We start from the raw sequence: 22,182 nt of genomic DNA, 5'->3' as shown, positions 1-22,182 counted from the left end.
GAGCACGGGGCAGGTCAGTGGTCGAGCAGCCAGGTGGGGCTCTCGAGGAAGCGGCGGGCGCAGTACAAGGCGCCTGACAGCTGGTCGCGCAGCTCGGGCGGCAGGGCGTCGATGCGGTGGGTGGTGGTCCATCCCAGGAGCTGCAGCCGGCGCAGCATGGCCAGCGCGCCCGCGTGCCGCAGGTCGTGGGGCGTCAGGGGGCTGACCTCCTGATATCCCGCGACCCAGGCCTTCGCCATGGCCGGTGCGTAGGGCTCGGCGTCGACGAACGAGAGCGACGCGGCGAAGTCGTACAGGTAGTACGACCACCCGCAGTCGTCGAAGTCGATGACGGTGAGCCGGTCGCCGCTCGCCATGACGTTGGACGGCCGCAGGTCGGCGTGGATGACGCCCCAGCTGTCCGGCGTCTTCTCGAGGTCCGCGAGGATCTCGAAGGCGCGACGCTGGGCGGCGCCGAGCAGCGCCCGCTGCTCGTGGTCGTTCGTGGCGCCCTCCCACGATCCCCAGCGCGCCGTCGGGCCGACCATGTCGACGAGGTCCCAGGAGAACCGGGTGAACCCGTGCGGGGGCGTCCACGTCCGCGAGTGCTCGTGGAACAGCGCGCTCCAGCGGCCGATGGTGCGGTAGAACGGCGCCGGGTCCGCGACGTCCTCCAGGACGGTGCCCCGCACGAAGCGGGTCGACACGACCGTCCACGCCTGCCCCAGCTGGTCCTTGACGACCGCGTGGAACGTGCCGCGAACCGTCGGCACGGGGGCGATGAGGTCGACGCCGTCCAGCCCGTGGAGCGACCCGAGCCAGGCGAACTCCGAGGCGATCGCGGCCGGCCCGCCCACGTACCCGGGCTGCGACACCCGCACGACGCCGACGGGGCGCCCGTCGACGTCGAGGCGGAACGTCGCGTTCTCCGAGACCGTGATGAGCACGAGGTCGACCCGGTCCGGGGCCAGGCCCCAGGCAGCGCAGACACCGCGGTGCAGCCAGTACGGGCTGGGCGAACCCGAGGTCAGGGCGTCGAAGGCGGCGAGCGACTGCTCCTGCGCCGCCGGCGCGGTCGCCGCGGGCGGGGTGTCGTCGACGACGGCGGTTCCGGTCATGGTGCTCCTCAGACAGGCGTGGGGCCCGCGAACGGCGGGCGTGCTGCGTGAGGAGAGCGGGCGGCTCGGCGAAACCGTCGTCGAGCTGCGGCCCGCCCGTCAAGGCACCAGGACGGAAAGCAACACAGTCCTTACACGGGCACCGGCGGGCAACGAGCCATTTACACCCGTCCCGTCGTCCGTTACACGGCCGTCATCCCCGGTGCTGCTCCGCACCGCCCGTCGGGAGCACGATGGTGCGGCGCCGAGGAAGCTCGGCCGAGGACGAGCCGGGCGGCCGCCTCACCCGCACCGACGAAGGACCACCCGTGACGAAGCTCTCCAGCATCATGGACACGAACGCGTTCCGCGCCGACTCGCCGGCCGCGTCCGTCACCGAGCAGACGCTCGACCTGACCCGCCGCCGCTCCCGGCTGCTGGGCCCGGCCTACCGGCTGTTCTACTCCAACCCGGTGCACCTCGTCCGCGGCGAGGGCGCGTACGTGTGGGACGCCGACGGCCGCAAGTACCTGGACATCTACAACAACGTCGTCTCCCTCGGGCACGGCCACCCGGCCGTGGTCGAGGCGGTCCACCGTCAGATGCAGACGCTGAACACCCACACCCGCTACCTGCACGAGGCGATCCTCGAGTACGCCGACGCGCTGCTGGCCACGATGCCGCGCCCCGCCACGGGCACCGGGCTCGAGCACGTCATGTTCCAGTGCACCGGGTCGGAGTCGAACGACCTCGCCATCCGGGTCGCCCGTGCCGCGACCGGGAACCGGGGCGTCATCGTCACCACCGAGGCCTACCACGGCGCGACCGACCTGACCGCGCAGGTGTCGCCCTCGCTCGGGTCGAACGTCCAGGTCGGCGACTTCGTGCGGCTCGTCGCCGCTCCCGACTTCTACCGCGAGGGTCCCGCGGCCGGGTCGCGGTTCGCCGCGGACGTCACCAGCGCCGCCCGCGAGCTCGCCGAGGCAGGTCACGGGGTGGCGGCGCTGCTCATCGACTCCATCTTCTCGTCCGACGGCGTGCACGCCGGCCCGAACGGGTTCCTGCAGGAGGCGGTCGACGCGGTGCACAGCGCCGGCGGCCTGTTCGTCGCGGACGAGGTGCAGCCCGGGTTCGCCCGCACCGGCGAGGCGTTCTGGGGATATGCCCGCCACACCGCCGACGCCGACATCGTCACGACCGGCAAGCCCATGGGCAACGGCATCCCGGTGGCCGGCATGATCGCGCGCCCCGACGTGCTCGAGGCCTTCGCGTCCCGGTTCCCCTACTTCAACACCTTCGGCGGGAACCCGGTGTCCATCGCGGCCGCCCAGGCGGTGCTCGACACGCTCCTGCAGGAGAACCTGCAGGAGCGGGCGCTCAAGCTCGGCGGCCGGCTCGTGGACGAGCTGGCGGCGCTGGCCGAGCGGCACGAGTGCCTCGGGGACGTCCGGGGCGCCGGGCTGTTCATCGGCGTCGAGATCGTCACCGACCGGGACTCGCGCGAGCCGGACAAGGCCCTCGCGCTGCGCGTCATCGACGAGATGCGAGAGCTCGGGGTCCTCACCTCCGTCGCGGGCCCAGGCGGGAACGTGCTGAAGCTCCGGCCCAGCTTTGCCTACGGGGACGGCGACATCGACTGGTTCGTCGGTGCGCTCGACCGCTGCCTCCGTACCCTGGCCGGGTGATCGGGGCCGCGCGTCGCCCCGGCGAGGAGGTCGGGGTGCTCGAGGACGTCGTCGTCCGGCTGCGGCGGCTCATCGCCGAGGCGGAGTACCAGGCGACCGAGCGCCTCGGCGACGAGCGTCGCCTGGCCGAGCGGCTGGGGGTCACGCGCTCGGCGCTGCGCGGCGCGCTCGGCGTGCTGGAGCAGGAGGGACGCATCCGGCGCACCATCGGCCGCGGTGGGGGAGTGTTCGTCTCCGACGGCAAGATCGAACGCCAGGTCGACACCGCCGAGTCGGTGCCCGACATCCTGCGCCGGCAGGGCCTGACCTGTCGTACGACGGTGCTGGCCGCGCACCTGGCGGTCGCGTCGCCGAGGGAGGCGCGGGCCCTGCGGCTCCCCACCACCGCGGGCCACCCGGACGGCCCGGGCCGCGCCCACGTGGTGCGGGTGGTGCGGGCCCGCGAGGCCGACGACGTGCCCTGGTCCCTCGAGACGTCGGTGGTGCCGGCACACCTCGCCCCCGGGCTGCTCCAGCACGACCTGTCGACGTCGTTGTACCGGGTCCTCAGCGAGGTCTACGGCCTCCGGCCGCACCTGGCCGAGGAGACGATCGACGTCGTCGGCGCCGACGCCGTCGAGGCCGCCCACATGGGCATCGCGGAGGGGGCGCCCGTCTTCCGCGTCGTCCGCGTCGCCCGTGACGCCGACGGCACGCCGATCGAGCTCGCCACGGATCTCTTCCGTGCCGACCGCACCCGCATCCACACCCACAAGCTCGGATACGTCGCGCCCGGCCGCACGGCCGGCCGCTGACGCTCCGACGACCCGGAGGTCACCCAGTGCCAGCGGCTCTGCTCTGCGACATGGACGGCACCCTCGTCGACACCGAGGGCGCGTGGTCCCGGGCCGCCGGCGACCTGGCACGCGCGCACGGCGTGCCCTGGTCCGCCGCCGACGACGACCGGATCGTGGGCTGGGCCATCCCGCGCCTGGCGGACCACCTCGGCGGCCGCGGCGTCCCGCTGCCCCAGGGCGAGGTCGCCGAGCAGCTGCACCGAGCCGTCAGCGCGCAGACCGCGGCGGCGATGCCGTGGCGTCCCGGGGCGCGCGACCTCCTGGCGCAGGTGCTGGCGACGTCGATCCCGGTCGGGCTGGTGACCGCGACCTACGCGACCGGCGTCGGCGCGCTGCTGGACGCGGTGAAGGACCTGAGCGCCCGTGCCGGGTTCGACGTCGTCGTCACCGGCGACGTCGTCGCTCACCAGAAGCCGCACCCGGAGCCCTATCTTCGTGCCGCCCGGCAGCTGGGCGTCGAGCCCGGTGACTGCGTGGTGCTCGAGGACTCGGTCACCGGGGTCACCGCGGCGCTCGGGGCCGGCATGCGGACGTTCTGCGTCGAGCCGGGGACCGTGTTGCCACGCACGGTCGCCCGCCACCCGCGCCTGCGCCGGGCGGACGGGCTGACGGAGGTCATCGGGATGCTCGGGCTGGAGAGCGCCGCGATGGCATGAGCCGGCAGCCCCCGCGCCCGGCAGGCAGGGCGGCCGCCCTGCGGAGCGCGCAGCCCGGACGGGACGCCGCCAAGGGGGCGCACGCGCTCGGGCCCGGGAACCCGCAGGTTCCCGGGCCCGAGAAGGCCGGTCGGCGGGAGCTCGGCACCTGCATCGCTCCGCCGCTCGCCAGGCAGTGCCGGGCGCCGTCAGGGGTGCTTGCGCCGCTGGGTGGCCTTCGCGAACAGCTCCTTGGCCTTGCGCTGGTTCTCCGGCTTGGCCATCTCCCGCTTGGCGATCTGGAGCGCCTTCGCGGCCAGCGCGGACTTCATGAGCCCGCTCACCAGTCGTGCCATCGTCATCTCCTCTCGATCGCGTTGGCTCGACGCTACCTCGGCGCCCCTGCGGTCGCACCCGCACCACCAGGGACGCCGCAGGTCCGACCTGGCAGATCGCGTCCCGGCGGAGGCCGCCACGCCCGGCTCGGTAGGTTGGGACCGTGACGGCGACGGAGGACCAGGGCGGGCGACCCCGTGGCTACGCGAAGGGCGCGGCCCGCCGCGCGCAGATCCTCGACGAGGTCATCCGCATGGTGGCCGAGAAGGGGGTCGACGCGTCCTCGCTCCGGTCGGTCGCGGAGTCGCTCGGGATCTCGCACGCGGCGCTGCGGCACTACTTCCCGTCCCGCGACGAGCTGCTCGTCGCGGTGTACGAGGAGCACGAGGGGCGGCGGGCCGGGACGGGCGAACAGCCCACCTCTGCGGTCGGCGACATGCGCGACAGCGCTGAGCGCAACCGCTCGATCCCCGGGCTGGTGCAGCTCTACACGGTGCTCATGGCGGACGCCGCGCAGCAGGGCCACCCCGCCACGCGCGCCTTCGTGCGCGAGCGGTTCGCCCGGGTGCGCGCCGAGCTCGCCGGGCTGGTCCGGGCGGACCAGGAGGCCGGGCGGATCGACCCGGACATCGACCCCGAGGACCTGGCCTCGCTGGCCATCGCCGCGTCGGACGGCCTGCAGGTGCAGTGGCTGCTGGACCCGGAGGCGGTGGACGGCGCGCGCGTCCTGAGCCTCCTCGAGCGGCTCGTCCCGCCTCCTCCGCCTCGCGGCTGACGCGACCGCCGGGCGGCTGACGCGACCAGGGGCCGGACCCCGGCGGGTCCGGCCCCTGGTCGCGCCGCGTCGGGCGTCAGGCGAACGTCGCCTCCGCCGGGTCGAAGTCCTCCGGCAGGGGCGGGATCGCGTCGACGGTCGAGGCGACCTCGACGGCGCTGCCCGTCTCCGCCGCGTCGCGGATCGCGAGCAGGACGTCGAGGACGTGCAGGGCCACCGCGCCCGAGGCGCGCTCGGGCCGCCCCTCGCGGACGGCGCGGGCCAGCTCGACGACGCCCGTGCCGCGGCCCCACGTCGAGCCGGTCGCGGGGATGGTCGTCGGTGCGTCCTGGCCGTAGCGCCACAGGGTGGAGTCGCCCTCGAACGTGTTGGGGTCCGGCAGTGCGATGGTGCCGAGCGTGCCGTTGATCTCCACGAAGCCCGCGCGGGGCAGCGCGTGCTGGAAGGAGAACGTCGACTGCGCCGACTGCCCGCCGCGGAACTGGATCAGCGCCGCGTGGTGCGTGGGCACCTCGACCGGGAACGTCTCGCCCGCCCGCGGGCCCGAGCCGATCGTGCGCCGCTCGAGCGACCTCGACGACACGGCCTGCACGCGCGTCGCCGCGCCGAGGGCGTGCACGAGGGTGGTCACGTAGTACGGCCCCATGTCGAACAGGGGGCCGGCGCCCCGGGCGAACAGGAAGTCGGGGTCCGGGTGCCACGCCTCGGGACCGGGGACGTGGAAGATCGTGGTGGCGGTGAGGGGCTCGCCGATGTCGCCGCGGGCGATGGCCCGCAGCGCCGTCTGGATGCCCGCGCCGAGGACGGTGTCCGGCGCGCACGCGACGCGCAGCCCCTTCGACGCGGCGGCGTCGAGCAGCTCGACGGCCGAGGCGTGGTCCGTCGCGATCGGTTTCTCGCTCCACACGTGCTTGCCGGCCGCGACGATCCTCTGCCCGACCTCGGTGTGCACGGCCGGGACGGTCAGGTTGACGACGATCTCGATGTCGTCGCGCTCGAGCAGCTGCTCGGCGGTCCCCCAGGCGGGGACGCCGTACGCCTCCGCCTGCGCCCGCGCCCGGTCGACCAGCAGGTCGGCGACCATGCGGACCTCGACGTCGGCGAACTTCGTGAGGTTCTCGAGGTACTGCGTCGAGATGTTGCCGGCCCCGATGATGCCGACCCCGACCGGGGCGCCCGCCCCGCTCACCGGTCGTTCTCCTCGAGCCAGGCGAGGGACTCGGCGATGCCCTCGAAGACGTCGCCGCCGTAGGCGTCGAACTCCACGACCCGGATCGCCTCGGGGGCGGCGGCGAGGATCGACGGCACGTCGACGTCGCCCTGGCCGGCGGGCGTCTGGTTCTCGAAGGCGGCCCGGAGGGCGTCGGGCACCACGAGGGCGCTCTCGCTGGACGGCAGCACCGAGGCGATGTCGCCGGAGACCTGGCCGTCCTTGACGTGGATCGCCACGACGCGGTCGCCGAGCGACCGCAGCACGGCCGGGGCGTCGGCGCCGCCGACGGTCGCCCAGAACGTGTCGACCTCGAGCACGGCCTCCGGGGCGAGGTGCTCGGCGAAGAGCTCGAAGACCGGCCGGCCGTCCACCCTGTTGGTGAACTCCCACTGGTGGTTGTGGTAGCCGAAGCGCAGGCCGTGCGCGGCCGCCCGGGTGGTGAGCTCGTTGACCCGGTCCGCGATCCGCCGCGCGTCGTCGGCGGTCTGCCAGCGCTCGGTGGGGACGAACGGGTCGATGACGATCCCGATCCCCAGGCGCGCCGCCGCCTCGAAGACGACGTCGGGGTCGGGGGCGTCGATCACGGCGGCGTGGCCCGACGGGGCCTTGAGCCCCGTCGCGGCGAGCGCGCGCTCGAAGTCGGCCACGCGGTCGACGAACGCGTACGGCTCGACGTGCTCGTAGCCGATCTCGCGGACCCGGGCCACGGCGGCGTCCAGGTCCTCGGCGATGGCGTCGCGCAGCGAGTACAGCTGCACGGAGATGAGGGACATCAGGAGCTCCTTCGGTCTGCTGCCTCTTCCGCCGGGCATGGTGCAGAAGTCCTGCAGGACCCGGTGGAAGTCGAGCATAGGGGCAAAACTGCACACTGGATAGTTTCTGCGCGAGGGTCTCCACGACGCGAGGTCCGTCATCTGAGAACCCCTGGCGAACCGTTGACACGGTGGTCACCGCTCCGTACTTTGCGGGCGTCGCGCTGGGTGCCGCCGTCGACGGCGACGCCCGCACGACAGGTCATGAGCTCCGACGCCAAGCCCCGGCTCGTCGGACGGCAACCCCCCGCGTGGGTGGGTGCCCCGGGTGAGGACCAGGCCCACCGCCGCCCGGCGGTGGGGCAACACGCGAGCCCGCCCCGGCGGGCGCCAGGAGGAGCAGGATGACCAGGAGCACCACGCGCCCGACGGCGGTCGCGCAGGCCCTACGGCTCGTCTCCGGCGGCGTGCAGGGACGCGACACCCTGCCCCGGCGGCGAATGTGCTGTCGTCCCCCGCTGACGACCCGATCCTCCTGATCCTCCCGATCCTCCTCATCCTCCCTGGCCGGACGCCCCGCCGTCCGCGCCACCCGGCGCCCGAGGGCGCCCGGACGGACCCCACCCTCCCGCAGCGCCGCCCGCGCCGCGCCACCGGCCCCCGGGCCGCGCGGCGCGCGCCTTCGACCGCGCCGAGATCGGAGCCTCCCCGTGTCGCACCCCCAGCACCCTGAGCCGCCCCAGCACCCCAGGCCACCCCACCAACCCCAGCGCCTGGAGCACCCCGACCAGCCCCGGTCCTCCGCGGCGGACGCCGACCGCCACGTCGTCGTGGGCGTCGACCTCAGCGCGGCGGGCGCCCGCCCCGGCGCCCAGCGCGCCCGGGGCCCGCAGGCGCCCCGGTCCTTCGACGGGCGGCGCTTCGCCGAGCTCGTGCGCCGGGCCGACCTGGGCGGCGTCGACCTGGTGACCCTCGACGAGAGCTTCCTGCTGCACCCCGGCCGCGGTCGGCTGACCGGGCGCCTCGACGCCGCGGTCGCGGCCGCGCGCGTGGCCCCCTGCACGACGCGGGTGGGCCTCGTCGCCGCCGTCGAGACGGTGCACGTCGACGCCGCGCACGTGGCCGCGGCGATCGCGAGCGCCGACCGGGAGAGCGCGGGGCGCGTCGGCTGGCAGGTGGGCCTGCCGCCCACGCTGGCGACGAGCGACGACGCCTGGGCCCAGCAGGCGGCCGCGGACGCCGACGCGGTGGCGCGGCACTGGGCCGGCGACGGGCGGGTCGGCGCCGTCCGGCTCGACGCCGAGGGTCGGCACGCCGTGGAGCACGACGGCGTCCGGTTCGCGGTGCGCCGCGACGCGGACCCGGTGGCGCCCTCGCCGCAGGGGCGTCCACCCGTCGTCGTGCGGGTCCGCACCGAGGCCGACCTGCCGCTCGCCGCCCGGGTCGCCGACGTCGTGCGCGTCGCGGTGGGCTACCGCGGGCGGGCGGCCGAGCTGCGCGAGCGCCTGCACGCGGCCGCCGCGGCGGCCGGGCGCGACGTGCCGCCGCGGGTGCTCGCCGACGCCTACGTGGTGCTGTCGGCGGACCGGGCGAGCGCGCAGGCGCGCCTCGAGCTGGTGGAGACGCTCGAGGGGCCCGGGGTGGCGCACGGGGCGCTGGTCTTCGCCGGGACGGCCGGCGGGTTCGCCGACCTGGTCGGCGCGTGGCGGGAGGTGGGCGCGGTCGACGGCTTCGTGCTGCGCCCGTCGTCCCTGGGCCCCGACCTCGACGCGATCGTCGACCAGGCCATGCCCGCGCTCGAGGTGGCCGGCCTGCGCCGGGAGGTCGCTCCGGTCGCCGCGACGACGCTGCGCACGGCCCTCGGGCTGCCGGCCGCGGGCGGTGCGCCGACGGCGGTCGCACCGGCGCCGGCGGCCCCACCGGAAGCCCCGGGCCGCGCACCGCGCGGCGCGGCGCGGCGGCGGCCCGGGACGGCCGGCCAGGTGGCGGCCGGTCAGATGGCGGTGTCCTCGCCCAGCCGGTGATAGGTGCGGTCGAGGTAGACGAGGGGCGACGCCGCGTCGCCCGCCTCGACCTCGGCCACCCCGGACTCCAGGGCGCGCAGCGACACCAGGTAGCTGTCGCCCACCGGCGTGCGCTGCACGACGCGGGCCCGCACCCAGGAGACCGCGCCGTCGACGACCGGCTCGCCGGTCGGCAGCGCGGTCCACCCGCCGGCGGCGAAGCGGTCGATGCCGTGCGTGGCGAAGCGGGCGGAGACGTCGTCCTGGCCGTCGGCGAGGAAGCTCACCGCGAGGGTGCGGGTGCGCGAGAGCGCCGGCCAGCACGACGAGGTGGACGCGACCGAGAACGCCAGCAGCGGCGGCGCGGCCGACACCGAGATGACGGACGTGGCCGTGAAGCCGACCGGGCCGTCGTCGTCGAGCAGCGCGACGACGGCCACGCCGGCGGGGTGCCGGCGGAACACGGCCTTGAACGCCTCGGGCGTCAGGTGCGGCTCGTCGTGCTCGGTCAGCAGCCGCTCCAGGGCGGCCAGGCCCGTCCGCTCGGCGGTCATCGAGCGGCCCCCGCCCCCGCGCCGACCGGCGCCGTCACCGCGGGCGCGCCCGCGGCCGCGGGCGCCCCGACGGCGCGGGCGAGCGCGCCCGCCCACCGGTCCAGCCAGGCGTCGACCGCCGGTGCCGGGTCGGCCAGCTGCGCCTCCGTCACGGTGAACGACCGCGCGGGCACCACCGCGCCGAGCTCGACGAGGAGGGGGCGCAGGTGCACCTCGCCCGCGAGCGCGTGCGCCGGGTCGCCCGACACCACCAGCGGCACCGCCACCACGCCGGCCAGGCCGTCCGGCCCGTACGTGTCGAGGAACGACTTCAGCAGGCCCGTGTAGGACGCCTTGTAGACGGGGGTCGCGACGACGGCCACGGCCGCGCCGGCGAGCCGGTCGCGGGCGCGGTCGACGGCGGGGCGGTCGGCGGCGAAGAGCTGGCCGGCCAGGGCGGCGAGGTCGATGGTCACGACGTCGTCGGTGCCCAGCAGGTCGGCCACGCGGAGGCCGAGGGTCTCGGCCACGCCGAGGGTCCGCGACCCGGGACGGGGGTTGCCGGACAGCACGACGACGGCGGGGGAGTGGGGAGAGGGCATGGGTCCTCCTCGAGGGCTCAGGGGGCTCAGGGGGCTCAGGGGCCGTCAGACGGTGACGGGCTCGGCGACGGGCTCGGCGACGGGCTCGCTGACGGGCCCGGCGACGGGAACGGCGACGGGCACGGTGTCGGCGCCGAGGTGCGCCCCGCCGCGGTAGCGCGTGCCGACGTGCTCCTCGGGCAGCCGGGGGTGGCCGAAGATGCGCTCGCGCAGCGTGGCGCCCGTGTGCTCGCCCGCCTCGGGCAGCCGCCCGCGGCGCCGCAGCTCCGGCACGACCAGCTCGGCGAAGTCCTGCGCCGTGCCGAACGAGTGGTACTGCCGCAGGTTGATGCCGTCGATCCCGTCCACGTCGAGCCACCGCTCGATCTCGTCGGCGACGACGTCGGGGGTGCCGACCACGAAGAACCGCTCCTGGTTGCCGGCGCGGATGCCGTCGAGCACCTCGCCCACGGTCCGGTCCAGCGGCACCATTAGAGAGCGACCCACGTCCTTGCCGCTGCGGGCGACCGCCTCGGCGACCGTGATGTCCCGCGGCGCGGCGGTGAGGTCCACCGGCAGGCCCTGGTGGGCCAGGATGCCGTCGAGGCTCGTGTGCGCCCGGTAGAGGCGCCACTTGTCCTCGGCCTCCTCCTGGGTGCGCCCCGTGATGACGCCGGCCTGCACGACGAACCGCACCGAGTCCTCGGTGCGCCCCTGCGCCACGGCTGCGTCCTGCACCGACCGCTTGACGGCCTGGAACTGCTCCGTGGTGCGCCCGCCGGTGAATAGGACCTCGGCGTGCCGGCCGGCGAACGCCGAGCCCGCGGGCGAGCCGGTGGCCTGGAACAGCACGGGCGTGCGCTGCGGCGAGGGGTGCACCAGGTGCGGCCCGGCCACGCGGTGGTGCGCGCCGACGTGGTCGATGTAGCGGACCTTGGCCGGGTCGGTGACCACGCCGCGCTCGCGGTCGTGGACGAGGGCGCCGTCGTCCCAGGAGCCCTCCCACAGCTTGTAGAGCACGTGCAGGTACTCGTCGGCGAGCTCGTAGCGCCGGTCGTGCGGGATCTCGCCGTCGAGGCCGAAGTTGCGGGCGGCGTTGGGCAGGTAGGAGGTGACGATGTTCCAGCCGACCCGCCCCCGGGTCAGGTGGTCCAGCGTGGACATGCGCCGGGCGAACGCGAACGGCGGCTCGTACGTCGTCGAGAAGGTCACGCCGAAGCCGAGGCGCCGGGTCGCCGCCGCCATCGCGGGCACGAGCAGCAGCGGGTCGAGGTCGGGGTTCTGCAGGCCCTCGCGCAGCGCCGTCTCGGGGCCGTCGCGGAACACGTCGTAGGTGCCGACCACGTCGGCGAGGAAGACGGCGTCGAAGCCGCCGTCCTCGCAGATCTCGGCGAGCTCGGTCCAGTAGTCGAGGTCGGCGAACCGGTGGCGGTTGTTGCCCTCCAGGCGCCACAGCCCGTGGGTGATGTGGCTGACGCAGGCCATCTCGAACAGGTTGAGGATCAGCTTCTTGGGCTCGTTCGTCATGAGAGGCCTCCGGTGGTGGCGGGCCCGCGGGCAATATCGCGGGCGGGTTCGAGAGCGGGCACGGCCGCGACCAGCTCGCGGGTGTACGGGTGGTGGGGGGCGGTCAGCAGCCGCTCGGCGGCGCCGGACTCGACGACGCGGCCGTCCTTCATGACCAGCACGCGGTCCGCCAGGTGGCCCACGACGCCCAGGTCGTGGGAGATGAACAGGTAGCTGACGCCGAGGGTGCGCTGCAGGCGGGCCAGCAGGTCGAGCACCTGCGCCTGGATGGTCACGTCGAGGGCGGAGACCGCCTCGTCCAGGACCACGACGTCGGGCGCCCCGGCCAGCGCCCGGGCGATCGCCACGCGCTGGCGCTGACCGCCGGACATCCGCAGGGGGAAGCGGTCGAGCACCGCCGCGTCGAGCCCGACGAGGGCGACGAGCTCGGCCGCCCGGGCGCGCCGGGCGGCGACCGTGGGATAGCGGTCCAGCGGCACGGCGTCCACGAGGATGCGGCCGGTGCTCCAGCGGGGGTCGAACGTCGACAGGGGATCCTGGGAGACCACGCCGACGCGCCGCCGCAGCGCCCGCCGGCGCGCCTCGGCCAGCGTCGACCACGGCCCGCCGAGCAGCCGGACCTCGCCGGCGTCGGCGCGCTCGAGGGCGAGCGCGATGCGCGCCGTGGTGCTCTTGCCGGAGCCTGACTCCCCGACGAGGCCGAGCGTCTCGCCGCGCTCCAGCGCGAACGACACGTCGTCCACGGCCAGCAGCGAGCCGCCGCCCGGCGTGCGGAACCGGCGGACCAGCCCCTCGGCCTCCAGCACAGGACCGCGGCCCGTGCCCGTGCCTGTGCCGGGGCCCGGCGCCGGACCGGCGGACGCCGCGGCGCGCGGCGGCAGCGCCGGCGCGCCGGGCACGAGCGGGCGGCCCCGCGTCTCGAGGCGGGGCACGGCCGCGACGAGCGCGTGGGTGTAGGGGTGCCGCGGCGCGCGCAGCACCTCCTGCGGGGTGCCCTCCTCGAGGACGCGGCCGTCCTTCATCACCAGGACGCGGTCGGCGAGGTCGGCGACCACGGCGAGGTCGTGGCTGATGAGCAGCACGCCGGCGCCACGCTGCTTCGTGGCCCGCAGGAGCTCCAGCACCTGGGCCTGCACGGTGACGTCGAGCGCGGTCGTCGGCTCGTCGGCGATCACGACGTCGGGGTCCAGGGCGATCGCGGACGCGATGAGGGCGCGCTGGCGCAGGCCGCCCGAGAGCTGGTCGGGGCGCTGCCGCGCCCGCTCGGCGGCCCGCGGCACGCCCACCCGGTCGAGCAGCGCGACGGCGCGGCGCCGCCGCTCCGTCCGCCCGCTCACGCCGTGCAGGGCCAGCGCCTCGGCGATCTCCTTGCCGACCGGCCGCAGCGGGTCGAGCGCGACGAGCGCGTCCTGCAGGACGAACCCCACCTGGGCGCCGCGCACGGCCCGCCACTGCCGGTCGGTCGCGGCACGCAGGTCGCGGCCGTGCACCTCGAGGCGCTCGGCGCGCACGACGGCGCCCGGCCCGGGCAGGCCCACGAGGCTGCGGGCGGTCACCGACTTGCCTGACCCGGACTCGCCGACGACGGCGAGGCACTCGCCGGCGGCGAGCTCGAAGGACACGCCGTGGACGACCTCGCGCCGGCCGCGGCTGGTGTCGAAGGCGACGCGCAGGTCCGTCACGGCGAGCCGCGGCGCGGGGGACGCGGCGGTGACGGCGGCGTCCGGCGCGGCCGCGACGCCGGCCGCGCGGGTGCCGGCGGCCGGGGCCGCGGGGGCGGCGACGGTCTGAAGGGTGGTCTGGACGGTGCTCATGCGTGCTCCCCCTGCTCCAGGGCCTGCTGCAGGTGGCGCCCGACCGTGGTGGCGGCGAGCGACAGCAGGACGACGACCAGGCCGGGGATCACGGTGAGCCAGCCCGCCTGGGTGATGTAGGTGCGGCCGGCGTCGAGCAGGGCGCCCCACTCCGGCGAGGGCGGAGCCACGCCCAGCCCGATGAACGACAGGCCGGAGGCCCACACGATCGACTGGCCCACGGACAGCGCGAAGATCGCCACGAGCGGGCGCAGCGCGTTGGGCAGCACGTGCGCCCGCACGATGCGCGCCCGCGGGTGGCCCAGCGCGACCGCGGCCTCCACGTACGCCGAGCCCTTGGCCTGCAGCACCTGGCCGCGCACCATCCGGGCGTAGCCGGGGGCGGTGCCCACGCCGACCGCGACCGCCTGCGTGGCGGCCGACGGGCCGACGACGGCGATGAGCAGCAGCGCCAGGAGCAGCGACGGGAAGGCGAACAGCACCTCGAGGAACCAGTCGACGCTGCGGGCCACCGGCCGCGGGGCGAGCCCGGCGACCGCGCCCAGCAGCACCGCGGCCGTGAGGCTCACGGCCGCGGCGCCCAGGCCGATGGCGAGCGACTCCCGCGTGCCGTGCACGACGCGGCTGTACAGGTCGCGGCCCGACTCGTCGGTGCCGAACCAGTGCGCGGCCGAGGGGCCCTGCAGCGCCGCCGGGTAGTCCAGGGCGAACGGGTCATGCGTGGCCAGCAGCCCCGGGGCGACCGCCGCGAGGCCGAACGCCGCCAGGACGACGACGGCGAGCACCGGCCCCGCGGGTGTGCGGGCGAGCCGGTCGAGGGTGCGGGGCGGTCGGGGCCCGCGCGCCGTGGGGGCGGCGGGCGCCGTCGGGGCGGGCGCGCCCGGGTCGAGAGCGGTCATGCGGGCCTCCGGAGCCTCGGGTCGACCACCAGGTAGGCGAGGTCGACGAGCAGGTTGGCGACGACGTAGAACACGGCGACCAGGACCACGACGCCGACGACGATCGGCAGGTCCTGCGAGCCGACGGCGTTGACCAGCACCTGGCCGATGCCCGGGCGGGTGAAGACCTGCTCGACCACGACGCTGCCGGACAGCGCCGCACCGAGCGCCCAGCCGGACAGGCTGACGGCGGGGAGCAGGGCGTGCCGCAGCACGTGGTGCACGCGCACGGCGGTGTCGCCCATGCCGCGGGCCCGGGCGGACAGCACGAACGGCTGGCCCAGCGCCCGCTCCAGCTCGGTGCGGGTGGCCTGGCCGAGGAACCCGGCCAGCGGCACGGCGAGCGTGAGGGCGGGCAGCAGCATCCCGGCCGCCCCAGTACCGCCGATGACGGGGAACCACCCGAGCCGCAGCGCGAGGACGAGCAGCAGGATGACGCCGAGCCAGTAGTGCGGCAGCCCGGCGGTGACGACCTCGACCAGGCGGCCGGCGCCGCCGACGAGCCGGCCGCGGCCGGCGGTCAGCAGCGCCCACGCCACCATGAGCACCCAGGCCAGGACGACGGCGACGAGGGCCAGGGCCACGGTGGCGCCGAGCTGGTCCGCGATCACCTCCACGACGGGCCGGTGCTGCTGGTAGGAGGTGCCGAGGTCGCCGCGCAGCAGGGCCGCCAGGTGGTCGGCGTACTGGACGAGCAGCGGGCGGTCGAGCCCGTACTCCCGGACGATCGGCGCGAGCTCGGCCTCCGTGCGGGCCTCGGCGTTGCCGGTGCGCACGTTGAGGATGGCGGTGGCGCGGTCGCCCGGCAGGGCGGCCTGGGCCAGGAAGGTCAGGCTCGCGGTGCCCCAGAGCACCAGCAGCGCCCAGACCAGGCGGCCGGTGACGCGGCGCAGGACGGGCTCAGCCCACGAGGTACGCGTCATGGAAGACCGGTCCCCCCTGTGCGTGCTCCTGCCACACGTCCTTGAGGTGCGGCGCCACGGCGAGGGTGGAGAGCCGGTCGTACAGGCCGATGGACAGCGCCCGGTCGGCGATGTGCTCCTGTGCCTGCCGGTACAGCTCCTCCTGGCGCTCGACGTCGGGCTCGGAGTTGGCCTCGAGGATCAGCGCGTCCAGGTCGGCGTCGGCGTAGAAGGCGCCGTTGGAGCCGTTGGGCGCCTCGGGGGTGTCCGAGCGCCAGGTGATCCACAGGATCCCCGCCGTGACCGACGTCCAGTAGCCCACCTGCAGGTCGCGCTCGTCGGGCTTCGTGTACGCGCCCGCGAGCAGCTCGCTGCGCGGCACCGGCACGAGCTCGACGTCGAAGCCGACCGCCTTGGCCTGCTCCTTGACGCCCTGGAGGATCGCGGCGCCGTCGGCGTTGACGATCGAGCCGGCGCCGTAGGGCAGCACCACGTGCAGGCGCTCGCCGTCCTTGGTGCGGAAGCCGTCGGCGTCGCGCTCCGTCCAGCCGGCCTCGTCCAGGAGGCGGTCCGCCTCGGCGGGGTCGTAGGAGTAGGCGCCGGCGGCGGCCTGGCTGTAGCCCGGGGTGGACCGGCTCACCGCGCCGTTGCCCTCGTAGGGGATGAGCCCGCGGCCGATGGTCTCGACGATCTGCTGCCGGTCGAGGCTGTAGGCGAACGCCTTGCGCACCGCCTCGTCCGTGAACGGCCCCTGCTTGGTGTTGAAGGACAGCTGCTGCGGGCGGCCCGGCGTGACGAACCGGAGCCGTTCGAACCCGGCCTCGCCGACGGAGTCCCACTCGACGGCGGGCACGTCGTAGATCGCGTCCGTCTCCCCGGAGCGCAGCGACGCGGTCCGCGTGGTCGCGTCGGGCACGAAGCGCCAGTCGACCTTCTCCACCTTGGCCGGGCCCTCGTGGCGGGCGTTCGCCGGCCACGAGGTGTAGTCGTCGTTGCGGGCCAGGACGATGTTCTGGCCGCGGTTCCACTCCTCGACGACGAACGCGCCCGAGCCGACCGGGGCCTCGCAGTTCTCCGCCTCGCTGCGCGTCTCGAGCGCCTGCTGCGACTGGATGCCGAAGTAGCCCTGCGCGACCGTCTCGGCCAGCCGCGGGTACGGCGCGGTCAGGTGCAGCACGAGCGTCGTGTCGTCGACCGCCTCGGCCGACCCGTAGTACGGGGTGAGCCACGCGCGTGCGGTGCTGTTGCCGCCGTCGGCGACCCACCAGTCGAAGTTGTAGGCCACGACGCCGGCCGTGAGGGCCGTGCCGTCGGTGAACCGCACGCCCTCCTTGAGGTGGAAGGTCCACGTCAGGCCGTCGTCGGACGCCTCCCAGCTCTCGGCGAGCCACGGCACGGCCGCACCGTCCTCGCCGAGCGAGGTCAGGGAGTCGAGCACCTGGTAGCTGAGGTACGCCTGCTCGATCCAGCCGCCGACGACGCACTCCGGCTCCTGCTGGTGGCCGTAGACGATCGTCCCGCCGTCGAGGGGCGCGCCACCGCCACCGGCTGCCGCGCCGCTGGAGCACGCGCTCAGCGCGGCGACCATCGTGAGCGCCGTCGCGGTTACGAGGGGGCGGCTCGCGGAGCGAGGCTGAGAGCGTGACATGGGAGTCCTTCTTCCGGTGCGGCACGGGTCACCAGCGCCGTCCGCGGGTGCGGTCGGGCGGTCGAGTGCCCCGGAAGGTAGGGACGCCGTCGGGGGGCGGCAACGATCTGGCGGCATTTCTCACATAGTGGGACCACTATGTGAGACGCGGCTTTCTGCCCAGCGGTGGGGTGGCCGGGGCCGGCCCTCGCGCGGCATGCTGCGAGGGCGGGGACCGGTACGGCGCGGCAGGTGAAGGAGGCCGGCGTGACCTACGTACGCAGGCTCACGATGGCGCTGCGGGCGCGCGGTGCGTCCGAGGAGCTCGTCGCCGACGTGCTCCGCAGGACCGCGGGCCGCCGCCTGGACGACGCCGGCCTCCGGCGGGAGCTCGGCAGCCCGGAGCAGTACGCCGACACCCTGGTGCCCGGGCCGCGCACGGCGCGCAAGGCCGGGCCGGTCCTCTACGCCGGCGTGCTGGCGGGCGCGGCCTGGCTGCTGGTCGGGCTGTTCGGCCCGGCGTGGGGGTGGGACGTGCGGGCGGCGCTGGGCCCGCTGGCGCTGTGGCCGGCCGTGGGTTTGCTCGTCCTGGGGGTCGTCGGCCAGCTCGCGGCCGACTACTTCCGCCCGCCGCCGCGGCACGACGCCGGATGATGCCCGGATGATGCCCGGGTGATGCCGTGCGACCGCGCCAGGGGGCGGCCGGTCGAGGCGGCGCTCAGCGCCCGGCCGTCAGGTCCACAGCCCCGTCGCGTAGCCGACGAAGATCAGCGCCACGGCGACCGCCACGACGGCGATGCCGCCCACCCACAGCCACGGCACCGCCCGCGCCGGCCCGTGCTCCTCGTGGCCCTGCGGGGCGCTGACCTGGCCGGAGTCCGGCGGGGTCTCGCCCGGCTCGACGCCGCCGCCGGGGCCGCTGCCGCCCCCGGTCGCCGAGGTCGCCGGGTCGGGGTCGGGGGTGCCGCCCTGGCCGGCCGCCTTGGGCGTGTGCTGCTGTCCGTCGTGCTCGTAGACCATGCGTCGAGCCTGGTGGACCCGGTACCCGCTCGCACCTCCCGCCCGAGCCGTCCATGCCGCCCGTGACGGGCAGCCGGCGGCGTTGCCTAGGCTGCAGGCATGTTCCCGCCCATGCAGCCCGAGGTGCCCACCGTCGACGTCCACGACCTCGACCCCGCGGCACCGGTCCCCGACGGCACCACGCTCCTCGACGTGCGCGAGCAGGACGAGTGGGACGCCGGCCACGCGCCGGGCGCCGTGCACATCCCGCTCGGCGAGCTGCCCGTCCGCTACGGCGAGCTGGACCCGGACGCGCCGGTCTACGTCGTCTGCCGCAGCGGCGGCCGCTCGGCACGCGCCGCGCAGTTCCTCGCCGACGGCGTCGGCTATGACGCGACGAACCTCGACGGCGGCATGCTCGCCTGGGAGCAGCGGGGCCTGCCGGTCGACCGCTGACGACGGCGCCCCCGCTCGGCTCGCTCCCGCTCGCTCCCCGCTGGCTCCCCGCTCGCTCCCCGCTGGCGCCCTGCTCAGTCCCCGCAGGTCAGCTCGTCGAGCTCCACGGCCGCGGCCATCGCGCCGTAGCCCGCGTCGTTGAGGTGCAGGTGGTCGCCCGGGTCGTACGCCGGCAGCAGCCGCTGCGGGGCGCTCGGGTCGCGCACGGCGGCGTCGAAGTCGACGACGGCGTCGGCCTCGCCGCTGGTGCGGATCCACGCGTTCACCTGCTCGCGGACCGCGTCCCGCTCCGGCGTCCAGTACCGGGCGCCCTCGAACGGCGTCAGCGTGCCGAGCACCACGCAGACCCCCGCGGCGTGCGCGCGGGCGATGACCTGCCGGTACCCGGCGACGAGCGCGTCGGCGTCGGTCACCAGGCCGCTGCCGATGTCGTTGATGCCCTCCAGCACGACGACGGTGCGCACGCCGGGCACGGCCAGCACGTCGCGGTCGAGGCGTGCCAGGGCGCTGGTGCCCGTGCCGTCGGCGAGCAGCCGGTTGCCGGAGATGCCCTGGTTGGCCACGGCGAGGTCCGGCGCGCCGGGGGTGGTGCCGAGGCGCTCGGCCAGCTGGTCGGGCCAGCGCGAGTCGGTGCCCGGCGTCGAGCCGTTGCCGTCCGTGATGGAGTCGCCGAGGGCGACGACGGTGCCCTCCGCCGGCGCGTCCACCACCAGGGAGTCCACCCAGAACCAGCTCGCCGTCGTCCCGGTGTACGCCGCGCCCGTGACGTCGGTGGTCGCGTCGCCGGGCTCCGAGACGTAGCTGGTGGTCTGCGCGAGGCGGTGCCCCGTGACGGCGCCCGGGTCGCCGGCGGCCAGCACGCTGACGGCCAGCGTGGAGCCCGCGGTCACGGCGAGGTCGACCGGGTCGCTCAGCACGCGGGACCCGGGCGGCACGGTGACCGACCGCGCGCCGGAGAACGTGACCTGCGCGTCGCTGCCGGGCGCCAGGGCGGCCCCGCCGGCCGACACGCCCAGGTGGACGGCCTGGAAGGTCACCGGCGTCGTCCCGAACGCGTTCGACAGGCCCACCCGGACGTCGCTGCCGGCGGTGGTGGCCCGCACCAGGTTGCGCACCGTCCGCCCGACGACGTCGCCGCGCACGCGGTCCGGGCTTGCGGTCCAGGCCACCACCGCGGTGGGCCCGTCGCCCTTGCTCAGGTTCGCGCTCGCGGAGGCGGAGGCGGAGGCGGAGGGCGAGGGCGCCGCAGCGGCGTCCGGGCCGAGGACGCGGGGGAGGAAGAACCAGCCGAGCGCGCCGGCGGCGGCCAGCGCCGCGACGAGCACCGCGGCGAGCGCCACGGCCGTGCCGCGGGCACGGGTTCGGGTCATCCTTCGGGGCTCCTGTCACGGCTGCTGTCACGGCTGCGCGATCCCGGCATGCCACGGCCGGCGGCTGCGACAGCGTAAGCCACGCACCCGGGCGCCGCGGCCGGCCCGGCGGCCCGGCGCGGGGCCCGGCGGCGCGTGCCGGGGGCGGCGCCCGGGCGTCGTGCGCCGCGGCGCCGCACCGCTCTGACGTGCGACGACGGCGGCGTGCGCCCCCAGTGCGCGCACGCCGCCGCCGTCGTCCGCCGTCGCTACGGACGGCGTGAGCACCGCCACCCCTGACGGTGCCGCCCGCGCCGTGTCAGGTGTGCCTGACGCGGCTCGGGGCGGTCTCGTTCCACACCCGGTCGAGCGCGGTGACGGCATAGGTGTACGCCGTGCCGGGCGCGGCCGTGGTGTCGGTCCAGCGCTGCTCGACGTCGCCGGTGCTGCGCACCGTGGCGACCAGGTGCGTCGGGTCGGCGACGTCGATCGCGCCGTGCCGGCCCTCGACGCGGTAGACGGCGAACGACGTGGCCGCCGTCCGGCGCGGGCCGGCGTCGTTCCAGTGCAGGGCGGTCCCGCCGCCCGTCGGCTTCGCCGACGCCAGCACGGGCACGCGGACGCCGGTGGCCGGCAGGTGGCCCATCGCCGGGACGAGCGCCGGGTGCGCGTAGTGGTCGGCCGCCATGCGCGAGAAGGCGCCGTTCACGTCCTGCGGGACGTGAACGGCCGAGTACCAGACGTTGCCGTGCACGGGGGTGCCGGCGGCGTCGACCTCGTGGCAGTACGCCACGTGCTTGGTCAGCTCGGCGGGGTCCGTGAACACCCCCGAGGTCACCTTGTACAGGGCCTCGCCGATGTACAGGTGGGTGCCGGACTGCGCGGCGAGCTCGGCCCACCACGGCACGAGCTTGAGGTAGTCCGCCACCGCGAGGCCGAACTGCCAGTAGACCTGCGGGTTGATGTAGTCGAGCCAGCCCTCGAGCACCCACCTGCGGGTGTCGGCGAACTGCGCGTCGTACGACTGCGAGCCGTTGGTGTCCGAGCCGCGCGGGTCGGTGCCCTTGTTGCGCCAGATGCCGAACGGCGAGATGCCGAACTTGACCCAGGGCTTGGTGTCCTTGATCCGCTCGGAGATCGTCCGGACGAACGTGTCGACGTTGTGCCGCCGCCACTCCTCGATGCTGGCGAAGCCCGCGCCGTGGGCGGCGTAGGTGCCCGCGTCCGGCAGCGTCTGCCCGGCGACGGGGTAGGGGTAGAAGTAGTCGTCGAAGTGCACGCCGTCGAGGTCGTAGTTCTCGACGGAGTGCAGGATCGCGGCGTAGATGTGCTCGCGCGCGGCGGGGATGCCCGGGTCGAAGTACAGCTTGCCGCCGTACGCCCACACCCAGTCCGGGTGCTGCCGCGCCGGGTGCGTGGGCAGCAGCTGGGCGGGGTCGGCCTGCATCGACACGCGGTACGGGTTGTACCAGCCGTGGATCTCGAGGTTGCGCGCGTGCGCCTCGGCCACCATGAAGGCGAGCGGGTCGAAGCCCGGGTCGCCGCCCTGCCGGCCCGTGAGGTACTGCGACCACGGCTCCAGCGGGCTGGGCCAGAACGCGTCGGCCGTGGGGCGGACCTGCACGAACACCGCGTTGAGCCGGTGCTGCACGGCCACGTCGAACCAGCGCACCAGCTCGGCCTTGAGCTGGTCGGCGCTCAGGCCGGTGCGGGAGGGCCAGTCGATGTTGACCACCGAGGCGATCCACATCGCCCGCAGCTCACGCTTGCGGGCGCCGGCGGACGCCGAGGTCGCGGCGCCGGGGACCGCGGCCGCGGCCGGGGTCATCGAGCCGATCGTGACGGACAGGGCGGAGCCGGCGACGCCGGCGGTGGCGAGGGTGAGGAAGCCGCGGCGGTCGAGGGACGAGGCGCCGGCGGCCGGCCTGAGCGAGCCGCGCGGCGACGCTGCCGGTGCGGCCGGGCCGTCGAGCGGCCGGGGGTGACGGTTCACGTGTGCCTCCTGGGGCGGGGGGTGCCAGGGGTGAGACGTGCAGGGGTCTGCGAAGGGCGTCGCGAGGCCTTTCTCGCGACGAGGTGAAGACTTTCACACTTTGTCGCCGCGGGGAAGATTTGCGCCACGGCGGCGAGCGGTCACGCCGGGCG

The 22,182-nt window shown here is 75.6% G+C and carries 21 protein-coding genes and 1 riboswitch; of the genes, 7 read left to right on the top strand and 14 right to left on the bottom strand.

The annotated features are described in order from the left end of the window. Nucleotides 1–14: 14 nt before the first annotated feature. Nucleotides 15–1,097 (bottom strand): phosphotransferase enzyme family protein, encoded by a 1,083-nt coding sequence (locus U5M74_RS09055; protein ID WP_410908239.1) that lies wholly within the window; start codon nucleotides 1,095–1,097, stop codon nucleotides 15–17. Nucleotides 1,098–1,405: 308 nt separating this feature from the next. Between U5M74_RS09055 and U5M74_RS09050 the strand changes: the two genes are divergently transcribed. Genes U5M74_RS09050 through U5M74_RS09040 form a run of 3 tightly spaced genes read left to right on the top strand, consistent with a single transcriptional unit; the run spans nucleotide 1,406 to nucleotide 4,253 of the window. Next, nucleotides 1,406–2,761, top strand: coding sequence for an aspartate aminotransferase family protein (locus tag U5M74_RS09050; protein WP_410908237.1), 1,356 nt, complete (start codon nucleotides 1,406–1,408; stop codon nucleotides 2,759–2,761). Next, nucleotides 2,758–3,555, top strand: coding sequence for a GntR family transcriptional regulator (locus U5M74_RS09045; protein ID WP_410908235.1), 798 nt, complete (start codon nucleotides 2,758–2,760; stop codon nucleotides 3,553–3,555). The genes U5M74_RS09050 and U5M74_RS09045 overlap by 4 nt, the downstream gene beginning before the upstream one ends. Before the next feature lie 26 nt (nucleotides 3,556–3,581). After that, on the top strand, nucleotides 3,582–4,253 hold the full coding sequence (locus U5M74_RS09040) for an HAD family hydrolase (protein ID WP_410908233.1): 672 nt from the start codon (nucleotides 3,582–3,584) through the stop codon (nucleotides 4,251–4,253). 188 nt (nucleotides 4,254–4,441) lie between these two features. Here the strand turns inward: U5M74_RS09040 and U5M74_RS09035 are convergent, their stop codons facing one another. Next, nucleotides 4,442–4,588 carry a hypothetical protein gene (locus tag U5M74_RS09035; RefSeq protein ID WP_410908231.1) on the bottom strand — a complete coding sequence of 49 codons (147 nt, stop codon included), beginning with the start codon at nucleotides 4,586–4,588 and terminating at the stop codon, nucleotides 4,442–4,444. A gap of 143 nt (nucleotides 4,589–4,731) precedes the next feature. Between U5M74_RS09035 and U5M74_RS09030 the strand changes: the two genes are divergently transcribed. Continuing rightward, the gene (locus U5M74_RS09030; RefSeq protein WP_410908229.1) at nucleotides 4,732–5,343 is read left to right on the top strand and encodes a TetR/AcrR family transcriptional regulator; all 612 of its coding nucleotides are present in this window, start codon (nucleotides 4,732–4,734) and stop codon (nucleotides 5,341–5,343) included. A 76-nt stretch (nucleotides 5,344–5,419) separates the two neighbouring features. Here the strand turns inward: U5M74_RS09030 and U5M74_RS09025 are convergent, their stop codons facing one another. Together U5M74_RS09025 and U5M74_RS09020 are read right to left on the bottom strand one after the other, a co-directional pair. Next, on the bottom strand, nucleotides 5,420–6,532 hold the full coding sequence (locus tag U5M74_RS09025; RefSeq protein ID WP_410908227.1) for a Gfo/Idh/MocA family protein: 1,113 nt from the start codon (nucleotides 6,530–6,532) through the stop codon (nucleotides 5,420–5,422). Beyond that, nucleotides 6,529–7,329: a sugar phosphate isomerase/epimerase family protein gene (locus U5M74_RS09020; RefSeq protein ID WP_410908225.1), complete on the bottom strand. Its 801-nt coding sequence runs from the start codon at nucleotides 7,327–7,329 to the stop codon at nucleotides 6,529–6,531. The genes U5M74_RS09025 and U5M74_RS09020 overlap by 4 nt, the downstream gene beginning before the upstream one ends. A 239-nt stretch (nucleotides 7,330–7,568) precedes the next feature. Then, a riboswitch (SAM riboswitch) is annotated at nucleotides 7,569–7,684 on the top strand. 334 nt (nucleotides 7,685–8,018) lie between these two features. On the opposite strand from U5M74_RS09020, the gene U5M74_RS09015 reads away from it, so the two are divergent. Beyond that, complete coding sequence (locus tag U5M74_RS09015; protein WP_410908223.1) at nucleotides 8,019–9,332, top strand: F420-dependent oxidoreductase; 1,314 nt, start codon at nucleotides 8,019–8,021, stop codon at nucleotides 9,330–9,332. Here U5M74_RS09015 and U5M74_RS09010 read toward each other — a convergent pair. The 7 genes from U5M74_RS09010 to U5M74_RS08980 are packed head-to-tail and all read right to left on the bottom strand — an operon-like array spanning nucleotide 9,302 to nucleotide 17,194. Next, the gene (locus U5M74_RS09010) at nucleotides 9,302–9,865 is read right to left on the bottom strand and encodes a flavin reductase family protein (protein ID WP_410908221.1); all 564 of its coding nucleotides are present in this window, start codon (nucleotides 9,863–9,865) and stop codon (nucleotides 9,302–9,304) included. The two genes, U5M74_RS09015 and U5M74_RS09010, sit on opposite strands and share 31 nt — an antisense overlap. Next, the gene (locus U5M74_RS09005; RefSeq protein ID WP_410908219.1) at nucleotides 9,862–10,446 is read right to left on the bottom strand and encodes an NADPH-dependent FMN reductase; all 585 of its coding nucleotides are present in this window, start codon (nucleotides 10,444–10,446) and stop codon (nucleotides 9,862–9,864) included. The genes U5M74_RS09010 and U5M74_RS09005 overlap by 4 nt, the downstream gene beginning before the upstream one ends. A 45-nt stretch (nucleotides 10,447–10,491) precedes the next feature. Further along, nucleotides 10,492–11,952, bottom strand: a complete 1,461-nt coding sequence (locus tag U5M74_RS09000; protein ID WP_410908217.1) for an NtaA/DmoA family FMN-dependent monooxygenase — start codon at nucleotides 11,950–11,952, stop codon at nucleotides 10,492–10,494. Beyond that, complete coding sequence (locus U5M74_RS08995) at nucleotides 11,949–13,766, bottom strand: dipeptide ABC transporter ATP-binding protein (protein ID WP_410908215.1); 1,818 nt, start codon at nucleotides 13,764–13,766, stop codon at nucleotides 11,949–11,951. Before U5M74_RS08995 ends, U5M74_RS09000 begins: the two co-directional genes overlap by 4 nt. Further along, nucleotides 13,763–14,665, bottom strand: a complete 903-nt coding sequence (locus tag U5M74_RS08990; protein WP_410908213.1) for an ABC transporter permease — start codon at nucleotides 14,663–14,665, stop codon at nucleotides 13,763–13,765. The genes U5M74_RS08995 and U5M74_RS08990 overlap by 4 nt, the downstream gene beginning before the upstream one ends. Beyond that, a complete protein-coding gene (locus U5M74_RS08985) occupies nucleotides 14,662–15,627 on the bottom strand; it encodes an ABC transporter permease (RefSeq protein ID WP_410908211.1) in 966 nt (321 codons plus the stop codon). Before U5M74_RS08985 ends, U5M74_RS08990 begins: the two co-directional genes overlap by 4 nt. After that, on the bottom strand, nucleotides 15,605–17,194 hold the full coding sequence (locus U5M74_RS08980) for an ABC transporter substrate-binding protein (protein ID WP_410908209.1): 1,590 nt from the start codon (nucleotides 17,192–17,194) through the stop codon (nucleotides 15,605–15,607). Before U5M74_RS08980 ends, U5M74_RS08985 begins: the two co-directional genes overlap by 23 nt. Before the next feature lie 306 nt (nucleotides 17,195–17,500). Between U5M74_RS08980 and U5M74_RS08975 the strand changes: the two genes are divergently transcribed. Beyond that, nucleotides 17,501–17,887 carry a hypothetical protein gene (locus U5M74_RS08975; protein ID WP_410908207.1) on the top strand — a complete coding sequence of 129 codons (387 nt, stop codon included), beginning with the start codon at nucleotides 17,501–17,503 and terminating at the stop codon, nucleotides 17,885–17,887. A 78-nt stretch (nucleotides 17,888–17,965) separates the two neighbouring features. Here the strand turns inward: U5M74_RS08975 and U5M74_RS08970 are convergent, their stop codons facing one another. Then, on the bottom strand, nucleotides 17,966–18,253 hold the full coding sequence (locus U5M74_RS08970; protein WP_410908205.1) for a DUF6480 family protein: 288 nt from the start codon (nucleotides 18,251–18,253) through the stop codon (nucleotides 17,966–17,968). Nucleotides 18,254–18,352: 99 nt separating this feature from the next. Here U5M74_RS08970 and U5M74_RS08965 point away from each other — a divergent pair, with 99 nt between their 5' ends. Then, a complete protein-coding gene (locus U5M74_RS08965) occupies nucleotides 18,353–18,688 on the top strand; it encodes a rhodanese-like domain-containing protein (protein WP_410908203.1) in 336 nt (111 codons plus the stop codon). A gap of 74 nt (nucleotides 18,689–18,762) precedes the next feature. Here U5M74_RS08965 and U5M74_RS08960 read toward each other — a convergent pair whose 3' ends face one another. After that, nucleotides 18,763–20,058 (bottom strand): SGNH/GDSL hydrolase family protein, encoded by a 1,296-nt coding sequence (locus U5M74_RS08960; RefSeq protein WP_410908201.1) that lies wholly within the window; start codon nucleotides 20,056–20,058, stop codon nucleotides 18,763–18,765. Between the two features lie 298 nt (nucleotides 20,059–20,356). Next, nucleotides 20,357–22,030 carry a glycoside hydrolase family 10 protein gene (locus tag U5M74_RS08955; protein ID WP_410908199.1) on the bottom strand — a complete coding sequence of 558 codons (1,674 nt, stop codon included), beginning with the start codon at nucleotides 22,028–22,030 and terminating at the stop codon, nucleotides 20,357–20,359. Nucleotides 22,031–22,182: the final 152 nt, after the last annotated feature.

The organism is Puerhibacterium sp. TATVAM-FAB25 (assembly GCF_046535855.1).
Taxonomy (GTDB): Bacteria; Actinomycetota; Actinomycetes; order Actinomycetales; family Cellulomonadaceae; genus Puerhibacterium; species Puerhibacterium variabilis_A.
This window is presented reverse-complemented; position numbering and strand designations above follow the sequence as displayed.